This is a genomic window from Alcanivorax sp. HI0044 (assembly GCF_001634945.1).
Genome location: NZ_LWEZ01000113.1, coordinates 18,764 through 32,874, shown reverse-complemented (window position 1 = coordinate 32,874; position 14,111 = coordinate 18,764). Strand labels below are relative to the sequence as shown.

Below are 14,111 nucleotides of genomic sequence, written 5' to 3'. Positions count from 1 at the left end.
GGCAGGGGTCTATCAGGCGTATCTGGATCGAGGGCTGGCAACTACCCAAGCGTTAGTCATCCTGGCGCGCAAACTGGTTCGTATCGCCTTCGCGCTTATGAAAAATGGCACCGACTATCAGCCGGCCCCTGCCTCATGAAGACTGGGGTGGACAACATAGAATCTCCTACAGGTGCTTATTGGTAGGTGGCGGAGTTCAAGGCCATTTCCTGTTTACGCTTTCTGCTGGCCACCCTCGCCTTGCGTTTCTTCCACCAGATCACCAGGCCGGTGATGGAGAGCATGGCCACGGCGATGCCCATGATCGACACGATGATGCGGCCGGGCAGGCCGGCAATACGGCCGGAGTGCAGTGGGAATTGCAGTTGGTTGAAGACATCGGCGGCGGTGCCTTCCCAGGGCACTTCGTCACCGATCAAGTCCGCGCTCTTGCCATCATAGTAGAGGCTTTTCACCTTCATGCCGCCGCTGTCGTGGTCTTCACCCGGGTAGTAGAAACGCACGCCGAAGACTGCGAAATTGTCGCTGTAGAAGGTGTCGCCGATGGGTTCTTCCCAGCCGCGGTTGTCCGCTTCGGTGCGGGCTTTTGCAAATAATTCAGGCCAGCTTACCTGGGGTTCTACCGGATCATGCAAGGCGGTGGGTGTGCGTGTTTCAAACGGCCCCGGGGTGGTTTCTGACACCATGGACATGACCGGGTAAAAAATTTCCCGGTACAGGTTCAGGGAGAAAGAGGTAAAGGCCAGCATCAGCAGTAGCCCGAACACCCACAGCCCCACGGCCCGGTGTAGATCGAAGTTCAGTTTGTAGGCGCCCGCGCCACGACGAATCATCCAGGCCGGTTTCCAGCGTTGCATCCAGCTCTTGCCGCCGGGCTTTTGTACGCGGCGTTTGCGCGGCAGGGTCAGCGCCATGGCGATAAAGGTATCGAACAGCCAGACCATGGCGGCGGCCCCCATCAACCAGATGCCCCAGCGATCAATGCCCTTCCATTCCGGCAGGTGCAGGGTGAAGTGCAGCTTGTAAAGGAACGACATCAGGTGCTCCGGGTGCAGGGAGATTTTCCCCCACTCGCGCTTGCCGACAATCTCGCCGGTGACCGGGTCCAGGAAGGCGTGGTCGTAACCCAGTTCATAACGCCGGCCGGTATCCGGGTTCACTTTGGCATCCACCCAGATTTCCGCGTTATGGCCGGGTTCGGCTTCCAGGCCAAAGAAGCTGGCACGCACCCGGGGGTCGGCGTCTTCCACATGGCGCACCAGCTCGAGCATGGGCAGTGGTTCGCCCTGACTCTGGCTTTTAAACAGGTGGGGGTTGAGCCACTCGTCCAGCTCGTGGTCCCAGGAAATCAGTGCCCCGGTCAGACCGGCAATAATCAGGAAAACGGCAATGAAAAGGCCGAACCAGCGATGAAGCAGAACCAGAAATGCGCGCATGGGAAATCCAACCGGGGCTGACAATGCGGCGCAGCCTAGCATAAAAGGGAATCGTTCTCATTACAGAATGTGTTGATCAGACACCGGGCTGACGGGGGGCCCATAGTGGGTAGGGAATGCCGGCCAGTCGATTGATTACGAAGGCCTGGCCAACCAGCAGGGCCACCGCGCTGAGCAATACCGGCAGCTGCTGCAGTTCGTGCATCAGCCCCAGTGACATAATCAGCGCAGTCGCGCCGGCGGGCGGGTGGGCGACCCGGAACAGAATCATCAGTGCGCTGGTGAGCCCCAGCGACAGGCCGGCAGCGGCCACCCGTGACCATTCAACGCCGGTGATAAAGGCGGCCGGTGCATCGTGCAGGCCGCATAACCACAGTGATGCCCACCCACACAGGGCACCAATCAGATGACCGCTGAGTACATTGCGAGGGGAAGCTGCTTCCGCCAGGGGCAGGTGGAACAGCAGGAAGGCCGTCGCACCCAGTGAGGGAAAGATAAACGCTTGCTGGGTCACCAGCGCCACACTGGCGATCAGCGCAATGCTGAGGCCGCCGTTGACCAGGTTGAACAGCGCCAGCACGACGCGGGGATTAAAGCGCTCACTCATGGTTTCCAGATGCAGCTGCCGCAACAGTCCACCGACCAGTTGTTGGCGGAGCTGATCACTTTCCTTACTCATGGTGCGCACTAATCCGGGGCAGAAAAAGAGCGCGCATACTAAGGCCTTGCGGCCGCTTGGGCAATTATGGTGCATTTTTTGCGACAAGCGGGTGTGGCGGATAGCGGGCGGCTTCATCAAGGTGTGGCAACGGTTTTTTAACAACGCAGGCCAGGCAAATCCGCTAGCATGAGCCAAGACAAAAAAGGAGATCGGTGTGGACGGATTTTTCTCGCAGGCGCTGGTGTTGCTGGGGGCGACACTGGTGTTGTTGCCGTTGTTTCAGCGGCTGGGGCTGGGCAGCATCCTTGGCTACCTGGCGGCCGGTATCGCCGTAGGGCCGCTGGGGTTTGGCCTGGTCAGTGGCGGTAACGATGTGCTGCATTTTGCCGAGCTGGGGGTGGTGCTGATGCTGTTTCTGGTGGGGCTGGAACTGGCCCCACAGCAGTTGTGGGCGCAGCGTCGCCGCCTGGTGGGGCTGGGTGCCAGCCAGATGGTATTCAGCGCGCTGTTGTTGGCTGGCGGGTTTTGGCTGGTGGGTTTCAGCACCAACCAGAGCCTGGCCATCGGCGCCACGCTGGCGCTGTCGTCCACGGCCTTTGTAGTGCAGATGCTGGTGGAGAACAATCAGCTGGGTACCCCGCAGGGCCGCTCCGCGTTTTCCATTTTGCTGTTTCAGGATCTGGCGGTGATTCCCATCTTGCTGCTGTTGCCGGTGTTGGCCGGCGCCCAGGCCGGGGAAGGTAGCCCGCAATTGCTGGCGGGCCTGGCGGCACTGGTGGCCATGGTGCTGGCGGGCAAGTATGCGCTGAACCCCTGGCTGGGCTGGCTGGCCAAGCTGCGCAACCGGGAGTTGATGACCGCCAGTGCGCTGATGCTGGTGCTGGGGTCTGCGGCGCTGATGGAGCACCTGGGCCTGTCCATGGGGCTGGGTGCGTTTGTGGCGGGTGTGCTACTGGCCAACTCGCCCTACCGGGAACAATTGGAAACCGACATTCAGCCCTTCAAGGGGCTGCTGCTGGGGCTGTTCTTCCTGGCGATCGGCATGACCATGGACCTGCGTTTGCTGTTGGACCACCCGGGTAACATTGCCCTCTTCCTGGTGATGCTGCTGGGTCTGAAGGCGCTGGTGCTGATAGTGATCAGCCGCCTGCGCGGTGGTGAGTGGCGCAGTACCTTCATGTTCGGCATTTTGCTCAGCCAGGGCGGGGAGTTCGCCTTTGTGCTGCTGACCCAGGCGCAAACCTTGAACCTGCTCGACCCGGCCATCGCCGGGCAGCTCAATCTGGTGGTGGCATTGTCCATGGCGTGCACACCGTTATTGCTGAAGCTGATGGCGATGTTGTGGCCCAAGGCGAGTAGCAAGGGGCCACGCAAGGATCTGGAAGAAGAAAGCATGCCTGCGCACCACCCCCAGGTGGTGATTGCCGGGCTTGGCCGCTTCGGGCAGATCACCGCGCGGATTCTGGTGGGGCGCCAGATTCCCTTCACCGCACTGGATTCCGACCCGGATGAAATCGATATGCTGCGGCGCTACGGCAACGAAGTGTACTTTGGCGATGTAACCCGGCTCGATCTATTGCACAACGCGGGCCTGGAGCATGCCAAGGTGCTGGTGCTGGCGGTGGACGATGTGGACGCCTCCCTGAAAGCCGCCGAACTGGTACGCCACCACTTTCCCAGCGTGACCATTGTGGCTCGCGCCCGCGACCGCTATCACGCTTACAAGCTACATGCCCTGGGCGTGGATCAAGTGATTCGGGAAAGCTTTGAATCTGCCCTGCTCAGTGCCCGCCTGACGTTGATGCAGCTGGGCGTTCCCGAATCCACCGCCATTGATCTGGTACGCAGCTTCCGGGATCTGGATGAGCGCCTGCTGCTGGAACAGATTGAGCATCGTGCCGATGTGGACATGCTGGTGGAAACCAATGCCAAAGGCCGGGCGGAATTGCAGTCGTTGCTGTCGGAGGGAAAGCCGTAGCGGTGTCATACAGCAATCAGTATTGAGAATAGTTTGCACCTGCATTACTATCCCGGCCCAAGTTTCCGGTCTGCCGCGCTGACGAAAGGGACGTTATTGGCGGCAAGGCTCCGAAGGCCGGGGGATCGCAGAATATTAGCCACAGGCACTACCATGATCATCTATGCTCGCGTTTTGAGTCGCTCCCTGGCGGCTTCCCTGCTGCTGTGTCCGCTGGTCTCCACGGCCGCGCAGACTGATACCGACAACAGTGTCCACGAAATTCCTGAAGTGACGGTCAACGCTGAAAGCAACCAGGGTACCCTGGCAGATACCTCGGAGAGCTACGCCCCGAAAACCCCGGTGAGTGCGCCCACCGGCCTGGCGCTGACCCGCCGGGAAACACCCCAGTCGGTGTCGATGGTAACGCGGACGCTGATGGATGATTTCCAGATCGTCTCAGTCAGCGAAGCGCTGGCGGCCGCGCCGGGTGTGGTGGTGGACCAGGTGGAAACCGACCGGGTGTATTACAACGCCCGGGGTTTTGAAATCACCAACTACCAGTACGATGGCCTGGGCATGCCGCTGCCCTATGAAATCGTCAACGGTGATGTGGATACCAGCCTGTTTGAGCGGGTGGAAATCGTGCGCGGTTCCAATGGTCTGATGACCGGGTTGGGAAACCCGTCCGCCACCGTCAACTACGTGCGCAAGCGTCCTACCCTGGATAATCACACGACGCTTTCTGCCAGTTACGGTTCCTGGGATAACCGCCGCATGGAAGTGGACACTTCCGGCAGCCTGACCGAGAACGGCCGGGTGCGTGGGCGCATGGTTGGCGCCTATCAGGATCGCAATTCCTACCTGGATCGTTACGAGAATGAGCGCGGCGTCTTCTACGGCGTGGTGGAAGCCGACCTCACCGACTCCACCCTGTTCACGCTGGGCTATAGCTACCAGAACAGCAACGCGGACAGCCCCATGTGGGGGTCGCTGCCCCTGTTCTACTCCGATGGCTCTCCCACTGACTACGACGTGGAAACCAGCACCGCAGCGGATTGGGCGTACTGGGACAGCAACACCGAATCCGTATTCGCCGAACTGCAGCAGCGTTTCGATAACGGTTGGGAAGCCAATGCGGTGTACACCTACCGCAAAATGGAAGGTGAATCCGAACTGTTCTACGTCTACGGCACCCCGAACAAGGACGAAACCGGCCTGTTCGCCTACCCCAGCTACTATGAAGACAAGGTCACCGAGCGTGTGTTCGACTTGTATGCTCGCGGCCCGTTTGAAGTGGGCGGCCGTGTTCACGAAATGGTCGTTGGGGCTAACTATGCGAAAGGCCGCATTGAGGAAACCTCAAACTATGGCCGGGGTATTGGTACACCGCTGACCCCGGATCAGGCTTTTGGTGGCAGTTACCCCAAGCCGCCCTTCGATGCCTCTATTGACGGCAGCAAGTGGGATGATCGCTACCGCAGTGCCTACCTGGCAACTCGTCTGAGCCTGGCCGACCCGCTGACCCTGATTGGCGGCGCACGCTATGTAGACGTAACTAGCGAAGGGGAAGGCTACGGTACCAGCAAGGATGCCAGCGCCAGCGAAACCGTGCCCTATGTGGGCCTGATTTATGATTTGACCGATGTGCATTCCGTTTACGGCAGTTACACCAAAATCTTCAACCCGCAGACCGAAGAAGATATCACTGGCCAACGGCTGGAGCCGGTGACCGGCGAAACCCAGGAACTGGGTCTGAAATCGGAATGGCAGGATGGCCGTATTTATACCGCGTTGATCGCCTTCCGTACGGATCAGGAAAATCTGGCGGACCCTGCCGGCATGATCGGCCCGGACACCTACTACGGTGGTGTGGACGTGGAAAGCTTCGGCTATGAAGGGGAAATCAGCGGTGAAATTCTACCCGGCTGGCAATTGGCTGGTGGCTACACTTGGCTGGAAATTGAAGACCAGGACGGCGATGAAATCCGCAACTACACCCCGCGGGAAATCTTCCGCCTGTCCACGACCTACCGCCCTGCGGCTATTCAGAAACTGAAAACCGGTGTGCAGGTCAGCTGGCAGGACAGCATTTACCGGGGCGGCACCGGCGGTGTACCGAAAACTACCCAGGACAGCTATGCGCTGGTGAACCTGATGGCCAGCTATGACTGGACCAAACACCTGACCACCACCCTGAACGTGAACAACGTGACCGACGAAAAATACTATAACTCGCTGTATGTGGGGCAGGCTTTCTACGGTGCACCGCGTAGTGCCAATGTGCGGTTCGACTATAAATTTTGAGAAGGCTGGGTGGGTGACGTCTACGGCTAACTCGCCCTGAGACAGCAAAAAAGCGCAACCGTTTAACGCCGACGTCTGCACAAGCAAGGGCGTCGGCGTTTTTTTATGTCTGAAACGTTAATAGAGAGAGACGCGAGTGACGAGGTGCGAGGAACGAAAAGCAAATGCGATGGTGTTGTTCGCAACTCGTTACTGGAATTACAGTTTCAGCTTGTTCAGGCCCCGGCGAATGCCCTGTCCCAGGCCGGCTTTGATGATCGGGCCGATCAGGGGCAGCTTGCCTTCAAACTCGATGGTGTAGTCCAGCTGGCTGCCGCCATTGGCCGCTTCGGAAAAGCGCATGATGCCTTTATGGTGCTTCAGCGGGCTGCCCTTGGTGATGGTGTATTCGATGCGCTCGTTGGGGACCACCTTGGTGACGGTTTCTTCGAACGGCGGCGCCACCAGAATCTGCATCTTCCGGGTGGAACCCACGCCGTTGTGGCTGTCCTGTCCGTCTTTAATGCGTTTGATCTTGGCTGGGGCAAAAATCAGCTCCAGGTTTTCGTGCACGCTGAGAAAGTCGAACAGCTTGTCCACGGAGAACGGAAACGTCTTGGAAATCTCGATGCGTTGCATGGCGGTTGCTCCCACTGGGGCCCGGCACGCCGCCGGGAAAGAGTGACACTGCCTGGCTGGCAGTAAACAGGGTGTTGATTTTGACGGCTGGCCGTTTGCCCGCAAGGTTAATTTGGGCCATAGCGCAGCCCTCGGCAGTTGCTCCGACCGGGCTTGCGGTCATCAGAACCCTTCAGCCAACCAGGCGGTCACCAAAGCGGCGCTGTCCTCACGGCAGCCGCCGGCATTCTGCCCGGCCCACAGTGGCGAACAGTCACCACTACCCTGCGCTTCTGCGGCGGCGCGTAATGGCCCGATAGCGTTGCCCGCCAGCGGGAATGCCGGCGCCGCATCCGGGAAGCTGCCCAGCTCGCGCATCAGCCGATTGACCATGCCCCGGGCGGGGCGCCCGGAAAAAGCCGTGGTTAATGCGGTGTGTTGGGCCCGGTCGCTGTTCAGCCATTCTCGATGCACGGGTTTGGTGGTGGCTTCCGGACACAACAGGTAGGCCGTGCCCACTTGCACGGCGGTTGCGCCTAACGCCATGGCGGCCCGCACGCCGGCCGGACTGGCAATGCCGCCGGCGGCGATCACCGGAATGGAGACGGCATCGGCCACCTGCGGCACCAGACTGAAGGTGCCCTGCTGGCGGCTCAGGTCATCACTGAGAAAGTGGCCCCGGTGCCCGCCCGCTTCCAGCCCCTGGGCGATCACGGCATCGGCGCCTTGTGCCTGGAGCCAGAGTGCCTCTTCAACCGTGGTAGCGCTGGACAGAACCGTGGCCCCGGTGGCTTTTACCCGGTCCAGCAGGCTGGCCTCCGGCAAGCCGTAATGAAAGCTCACCACCGCAGGCTGGAATTGTGCCAGCACTGCCGCGCAATCGGCATCAAACGGCTTGCGCGAAGGGCCTTCGGGAATCGCTGATGGATCGGCGCTGAACTCGTCATAGTAAGGGCGCAGGGTTGCTACCCAGCGTTGTTCGCCTTCCGGGTTGGACGCCGGGGAATCGTGGCAGAAAAAATTCACGTTCCAGGGATTGTTGGTGGCGGCGCTCAGTTGCGTCAGCTGCTGCTCCAGACCAGCGGCATCGAGCATCCCGGCGGGCACGGATCCCAGCCCTCCGGCCTCACACACTGCCGCGGCCAGACGCCAGTCTTGCACCCCGGCCATGGGCGCCTGAATCAGTGGTAGAGAGGTGTTGAACAGAGATCGCATAAGGCATTCCAGGTCGGCAGGAAAAAGGGTCAGCGAATCACAAGATCCAGTATAAATGCGGCCCGGTCGTTAACCGGGGCTCTGGGGACTTCAACCAGTGTGTAGCCGAAATGCCGATAGGCGGTCTGCATGATTTCAAAGGTAGCGACGGCTTCAGCAAACGACTGTTTGCGTTCCTTGTCGTTGGTAAAGATAGCGTCCCAGGGAGGGAAGAGGAAGACAGGGTTGTGGTATCGATACTTTTCACAGGCCTCAATCAAGGATCTGGGAACAGGCAGGCTTTCAAGGAGGGAGTAACCATAGATATCGACCAGCCCCCGGTCAAAAAAGACCGTCTCCTCATGGTCTGCAAAATGGGCATGATGGGTTAGCTCAGCCGACAGCATTTGGTTACGAAAGGCGACCTTGTCCAGCCAGGGAACAGCCTTCCCGCCCTGTTCAACCTGCGATTGAATCACTTGGCGGCCGACTTCCTCGGAACAGTGAAAACCCAGGCTGGCAATATGCTCGATGACCGCAGTCTTGCCAGAGCCGGGTCCCCCGGTCAGCACCATGGGTGTTGTCATTTGTTTGCGCATGACTGTCGGATTTCAGCCTGGGTATCAGCTCTTTGTGTCTACTTTGCTGATGGTGCCTTGGGCTACCGCGACGAGCCGTTCTTCGCCGTTATTGAGGGCGATCACTTCGCACTGGCAGACGGCCTGTCTCTTGCCACTGGAAAGCACGGTGGCGCGGGCGGTTAGTCGTTCTCCCAGTGCCGGGCGCAGATAGTTGATCTTGTATTCGGAGGTGACAGAGTCACCCAGTACGGAGCCCCCGGCATAGGTAAGTGCATTGTCTGCCAGATAGCTGACAACACCGCCGTGGACAAAGCCATGCTGTTGTTTCAGTTCATCGCGAACGGCCAGGGTCAGCACGGCCTTGCCGGGCTCGAAGGCCTCCAGCTCCGTGCCAAGCAGAACACTGAATGGCTGGCTGCCGAGGATGTTTTTGCCGAATGAGAGAAGGTCGGTCATTACAAGCCCCCGTATAAGGAAAAGGAGGCTGCTTGCAGCGGGTTCGCTTGCAGGCAGCCCTTTGCCGCCAATTGGCGCGGGTTAATGGTTATTCCGTACCGGTTGCCGGCAATGTTTGTGGTGCCCGGACCTCGGCACTGCCAATGCCACGGGGGTCGCTGGCGGCGGTCACTTCGCCGCTGTTCTTGCCACTGCCCTTGCGCCACAGAATGGCCTGCATATTGCCATAATTGCGACCGGTGGAGACGACCTTGTGGCCCATCAGCATCAGGTCCTTGGCGGCCTGGCTGCCGACGAATTCCGGCTCTGCCTGGACTTCGTCAGGCAGAAACTGATGGTGGAAACGCACGCGACTGACCCAGTCCTCGACCGGTTTATCGTTGGCGGCTTCAAGGACGCCCAGCATCACCATGGAGATGATGCGGCTGCCGCCGGGGGTGCCGAGAATGGCGATCCGGTCGTCGAATTCCACGAAGGTGGGGGTCATGGAAGACAGCGGGCGCTTGCCGGGGGCGATGGCGTTGGCCTCGCTGCCCACCAGGCCGTAGGCGTTGGGGCTGCCGGGTTTGGCGGAGAAATCGTCCATTTCGTTGTTGAGCAGCACTCCGGTGCCGGGGGCCACAAAGCCGCTACCGAACGGCAGGTTAATGCTCAGGGTGGCGGCGACCCGGTTGCCGTCTTTATCCAGTACCGAGAAATGGGTGGTGTGAAAGCCCTCTTCCACGCTGATCGGCTCGCCCAGGCTGCTGCTGGGGGTGGCTTTGTCCAGGGTGATGCTGCTGGCGCGCTGTTTGGCGTAATCGGTACTCAACAGCTTATCCACAGGCATATCCACAAAGTCCGGGTCGCCCAGATAGCGGGCCCGGTCCTGGTAGGCGCGGCGCATGGCTTCGATGGCCAGGTGCGGGGTCATGTCGCCGGTATCACCGGCGTTGAACTGACTGAGGATATTCAGTGCTTCGCCCATGACGATGCCGCCGGAGGACGGCGGCGGTGCGGAGATAACCCGGCCGCCCCGGAACTGGCTGACGGTGGGCGAGCGTTCCACCACGGTGTAGTCGGCCAGATCGTCCAGGGTCCAGATGCCGCCGGCCTGCTGCACGCCGTCCACCAGCTGTTTGGCCACGTCACCCTGATAGAAACCGGCCTTGCCCTGTTCAGCGATGGCAGTGAGTACCCGGGCCAGATCCGGTTGCCTGATCAGGTGGTTGTTGGGGGGCACCTTGCCGTTATGCAGGAAGATGGCAGCGGCTTCCGGGAAACGGTTGAGCACGTCTTCGCGGTAACCGGCCAGCTTGCGGTAATGCTCCTCTACGCGGAAGCCTTTCTCGGCCAGTGCAATGGCCGGGGCCAGAGTGGCAGTGAGGGGAAGTTTGCCGTACTTNTCCGCGAGATGGGCGAAGGCGGCGGCCTGGCCAGGGATGCCGGCGGCGCTGGGACCGTTTACCGCCCAGTCGCGCATCACCTTGCCATCCTTGTCCTGATACATGGTGGCCGTGGCGGCACCGGGGGCGGTTTCGCGTGCGTCTACAAAGGTCTGTAAACCGTCCTGTTCCCGGTGCAGCAGCCAGAAGCCGCCCCCGCCCATACCGGCAGAATAGGGTTCGACCACCGCCAGGGCAGCTGCCACGGCCACGGCTGCATCGAAGGCATTACCGCCCTGCTCGAGAATGTTGAGCCCAGCTTCTGTCGCCAGAGGGTGGGCGCTGGCCACCGCATTCTTGCCCGGCCCGGCCGCCTGGGCGGTGAGGGTGAGCAGCAGTAGTAACGGGATCAGGATGCGCATCGGGTGTCCTCCTTGAGAGCCGGTGGATGTGGAGCGGTGTCCGGCTTTTTTGTTATAGCAGCTGCGAGCCACAAGCTACGAGCTGCGAGTAAAACCGTTAGCGGCTTGCGGGCTATTGCCATTCTCAAGCAGCGCAGAGTGGCAGTCGGCTGAGGGTGCCCCGCTTTTTGATCTTCTCGCAGCTCGAAGCTCATAGCTCGCAGCTGCTCTTACTTCTGCCGCGCCTTGCGCTTCTCTTCCAGGGCCTCGGCGACCAGGGGTGGCACAAAGTTATTCACATCCCCGTCCAGCAGCGCGATTTCGCGAATCAGGGAGCTGGAAATAAAGGACAGGTGCTCTGCTGGCGTAAGGAACACGGTCTCCAGCTCTGGCGCCAGCTGGCGGTTCATGTTGGCCAGCTGGAACTCGTATTCAAAGTCACTGACCGCGCGCAGGCCCCGCAACAGGATGTTGCCGCCCTCCTCCCGGCAAAAATGGGCCAGCAGCTTGGAAAAGCCGGTGACCTTCACATTCGGCAGGTGCGATAGCACGCGCCGGGTCAGATCTACGCGCTCTTCCAGTGTAAACAGGGGGCCCTTCTTCTCACTGGCGGCGATGCCTACCACGACTTCATCGAACATTTTGGCGGCCCGTTCCACCAGGTCCAGGTGGCCGTTGGTAATCGGGTCGAAGGTACCGGGGTAAATTACGCGGTTGGTCATGCTTGGCTCGCTTTGTCGCGGTAGAAACCGTACCCGGGAGCACCCCGGATACCCACTGTGCCGCAAGCATACCCGATGCGGTGGCAGAGTTGCAGGCCTGTCCGGCGCGGCCCCACAGGCCGTATCGGCCGTCAACAGGGGACAAAATTCCTGAAAATGGCGATCTGGTGTAAGCATTTGCTTACACAAAGTCAGGAAAAAGACGTAGGTCCAGAGGCTTGCTTTTTAGTGGAGGGCCTGAAGATCAATTATTTTTATAGGCTCATCCTCTTTTATCGTCCGCTTGTCGCCATCTGTTTGCTGGTGGAAATCGCACAGGACTAATTTGGGACTCAGGTCACATTACTTAATAACCGGCTTTAGCATCGGAAGCCGCCGGTCCCAGTGGGGGGGTCACCTGGCTGGGATCATCAGGGACAGATGCCGATTTCATGGACTATGAGAACGATGAAAAATCAACGGCTGGGCTTTGTAGGATTGGGGGATGATACGGCAAGCGCCTGCCTGTCCATGTTGAAGATCATGGATGGTCGGTCCGAAGTGAGCTGGAGTCATAGTGACCCCGACAGCGCAGATGTGCTGATGATTTCCTGCGATCAAACGGATGAAACTCAGCGCTGGGCTCGCAGCGACAAGCCGCGCATTGTCGTATACGACAGTAATCAGAAAAAACCGGCGTCGCCGTTTGTTCTACAGCACCCCTTCCGGGTTATGCAGTTGTTGTCTGTACTCGACGAAGTGGCGGGCACCTTGGCGCTCGAAGGGCCGTCGGTACCCCAGCCCCATTCGCCCTCACAGGGTGTCGTGTCCTCTTCCACCGTATCCAATAGCGTTTCCCCTTTCTGGTTATCCCTGCATGAGGTGGTTAATGGAAACGTGTCTAACCCGGCAGGGCTGCTGGTGTCGTCGTCGCCACATGGTTTGTTGTATTTCAAACCGGCGTCCCAGCGTTTCTATGCCAGCAAGGCGCTGTTCCGCCAGTTGGCTGCCGCCTCTGTAGAGTTGGGCCCCCTGACGCCGACTACCGAGGTCGTGTCGGACGAGATGGTCGCTTGCCCGCTGTTTTCTCTGTGTTGGATGGTGTCCCGCTACAGCGCTACGCACTTGGCGCCCTGGATGAACCCTGAAGGGGCCTTTCATCTTAAACGGTGGCCCAGTTTTGGCACGCTGGAAAAAAGCCGTACCCACTTGTCACTGTGTGCGTTGATGACCAAACGGCCGTTAACGCGTGAACAGGTTCAGCAAGTTTCACATTGCAGCGAGGAAGAGCTGGACCGTTTCATTAATGCCTGTGAGATGAGTGACCTGATGGTGTTCGAGGAAGCTGTTCAGGTGTCGCTGCCGCAGGCGTCTGCCGAAGAAGGAAAAGGACGCTTTGGTGGTTTGATCAAAGGATTGCGCAGTCGATTGGGGTTGAGTGCTTAGCAATGACAAATGACGAATTCAAAATTCTTTTCACCGGCCCCATGGGGGCAGGGAAAACCACGGCAATTACGGCGTTAAGTGACCAGGAATGTGTCTCCACGGATGTGCTGAATACCGATATCGATCAGTGCGACAAGGAAATGACCACGGCAGCGCTGGACTATGGGTACATCGATATCCCCGGTGGCGGTGGTGTGCGCTTATATGGCACACCGGGCCAGGAGCGTTTCCGGTTCATGTGGCCGATTCTTGCCAATAATGCTGCTGGCGTGATCGTGCTGTTGAATGGCGAGCACCCGGATCTGGATAGCCACCTGTCAGTGTTTGTGGATGCATTCTGGGAGCAGGGTGCCATGCCAATGGTTATCGGTGTAGGCCGTCTGGCCAGCGAGGATTTTGAAGTGATCGAACGAATCACTGATACCTTGCTGGAACGCCATATTTCACCGCCCATTTTTTCCGTGGATGTCAGGGAAAAAGACGATGTTCTGTTACTGGTCGAGGCGTTGCTCTGCCAGATTGAAGTTAATGAAATGGGAATGATGCAAGCATGAAAGCTACCTCTCCGCTTGGAAAAACTGAAACGGCGGTTGCCCAGAAAGAACTGGAAAACTTTCAGGAAAATACCAAAGGCGTTACCTCCGCCGTGCTACTCAGTACGGATGGTTTTGAAGTGGCCTCGTTGCAGGTGAATAAGGATAGTGCAAGCCGGCTTGCGGCCATGGGCAGTTCATTGGCGGCGATCAGTTCTGCCATCGCCAAGGAAGCCGGCATTTCTGAATGCAGCCGGTTGATCGTCGAATCCGATGAAGGTGTGGTTGCGGTCATGAAGGTTCCGAATCTAAAACCTCCACTGGCACTTGCCGTGGTGGCTAACGATGCCTCTCTGTTGGGGCAGCTTCTCTGGGGGGCCAAGAACTGTTGTGCCGCTCTTGAGGAAAAACTAAAAAAGTAAATTTTATCACCCGTTAAAAATTTCGGGATAACACAAGTGTTGAAGGAGATTTTCC

13 protein-coding genes are annotated in these 14,111 nt (G+C 59.1%); 5 read left to right on the top strand and 8 right to left on the bottom strand.

The window, feature by feature from the left end; all coding sequences use genetic code 11:
* Positions 1-176: 176 nt before the first annotated feature.
* A complete protein-coding gene (locus tag A3730_RS01440) occupies positions 177-1,436 on the bottom strand; it encodes a PepSY domain-containing protein (RefSeq protein WP_063537317.1) in 1,260 nt (419 codons plus the stop codon).
* Between the two features lie 76 nt (positions 1,437-1,512).
* The gene (locus tag A3730_RS01435; protein ID WP_063519833.1) at positions 1,513-2,115 is read right to left on the bottom strand and encodes an HPP family protein; all 603 of its coding nucleotides are present in this window, start codon (positions 2,113-2,115) and stop codon (positions 1,513-1,515) included.
* A 196-nt stretch (positions 2,116-2,311) separates the two neighbouring features.
* Between A3730_RS01435 and A3730_RS01430 the strand changes: the two genes are divergently transcribed.
* Together A3730_RS01430 and A3730_RS01425 are read left to right on the top strand one after the other, a co-directional pair.
* Positions 2,312-4,075, top strand: a complete 1,764-nt coding sequence (locus A3730_RS01430) for a monovalent cation:proton antiporter-2 (CPA2) family protein (RefSeq protein WP_063519834.1) — start codon at positions 2,312-2,314, stop codon at positions 4,073-4,075.
* A gap of 153 nt (positions 4,076-4,228) precedes the next feature.
* Complete coding sequence (locus A3730_RS01425; RefSeq protein WP_063519713.1) at positions 4,229-6,361, top strand: TonB-dependent siderophore receptor; 2,133 nt, start codon at positions 4,229-4,231, stop codon at positions 6,359-6,361.
* A gap of 198 nt (positions 6,362-6,559) precedes the next feature.
* Here A3730_RS01425 and A3730_RS01420 read toward each other — a convergent pair whose 3' ends face one another.
* The 6 genes from A3730_RS01420 to coaD all read right to left on the bottom strand — a co-directional run bounded on the left by A3730_RS01420 (position 6,560) and on the right by coaD (position 11,676).
* Positions 6,560-6,979, bottom strand: coding sequence for an SRPBCC family protein (locus tag A3730_RS01420; RefSeq protein ID WP_063519714.1), 420 nt, complete (start codon positions 6,977-6,979; stop codon positions 6,560-6,562).
* A gap of 162 nt (positions 6,980-7,141) precedes the next feature.
* Positions 7,142-8,173 (bottom strand): nitronate monooxygenase family protein, encoded by a 1,032-nt coding sequence (locus A3730_RS01415; protein ID WP_063537315.1) that lies wholly within the window; start codon positions 8,171-8,173, stop codon positions 7,142-7,144.
* 29 nt (positions 8,174-8,202) lie between these two features.
* Complete coding sequence (locus A3730_RS01410) at positions 8,203-8,739, bottom strand: AAA family ATPase (protein ID WP_063518572.1); 537 nt, start codon at positions 8,737-8,739, stop codon at positions 8,203-8,205.
* Positions 8,740-8,775: 36 nt separating this feature from the next.
* Positions 8,776-9,189, bottom strand: coding sequence for a PaaI family thioesterase (locus A3730_RS01405; protein ID WP_063519637.1), 414 nt, complete (start codon positions 9,187-9,189; stop codon positions 8,776-8,778).
* Between the two features lie 88 nt (positions 9,190-9,277).
* Entirely contained in the window at positions 9,278-10,975 is a 1,698-nt protein-coding gene (ggt, locus tag A3730_RS01400) for a gamma-glutamyltransferase (RefSeq protein WP_063537313.1), read from the bottom strand.
* Between the two features lie 209 nt (positions 10,976-11,184).
* Positions 11,185-11,676 carry a pantetheine-phosphate adenylyltransferase gene (gene coaD, locus A3730_RS01395; RefSeq protein ID WP_007150106.1) on the bottom strand — a complete coding sequence of 164 codons (492 nt, stop codon included), beginning with the start codon at positions 11,674-11,676 and terminating at the stop codon, positions 11,185-11,187.
* A gap of 447 nt (positions 11,677-12,123) precedes the next feature.
* Here coaD and A3730_RS01390 point away from each other — a divergent pair, with 447 nt between their 5' ends.
* Genes A3730_RS01390 through A3730_RS01380 form a run of 3 tightly spaced genes read left to right on the top strand, consistent with a single transcriptional unit; the run spans position 12,124 to position 14,056 of the window.
* Positions 12,124-13,101 carry a hypothetical protein gene (locus A3730_RS01390; protein WP_063519697.1) on the top strand — a complete coding sequence of 326 codons (978 nt, stop codon included), beginning with the start codon at positions 12,124-12,126 and terminating at the stop codon, positions 13,099-13,101.
* 2 nt (positions 13,102-13,103) lie between these two features.
* A complete protein-coding gene (locus A3730_RS01385; protein WP_063519698.1) occupies positions 13,104-13,655 on the top strand; it encodes an ATP/GTP-binding protein in 552 nt (183 codons plus the stop codon).
* Positions 13,652-14,056, top strand: a complete 405-nt coding sequence (locus A3730_RS01380; protein ID WP_063519699.1) for a roadblock/LC7 domain-containing protein — start codon at positions 13,652-13,654, stop codon at positions 14,054-14,056. The genes A3730_RS01385 and A3730_RS01380 overlap by 4 nt, the downstream gene beginning before the upstream one ends.
* Positions 14,057-14,111: the final 55 nt, after the last annotated feature.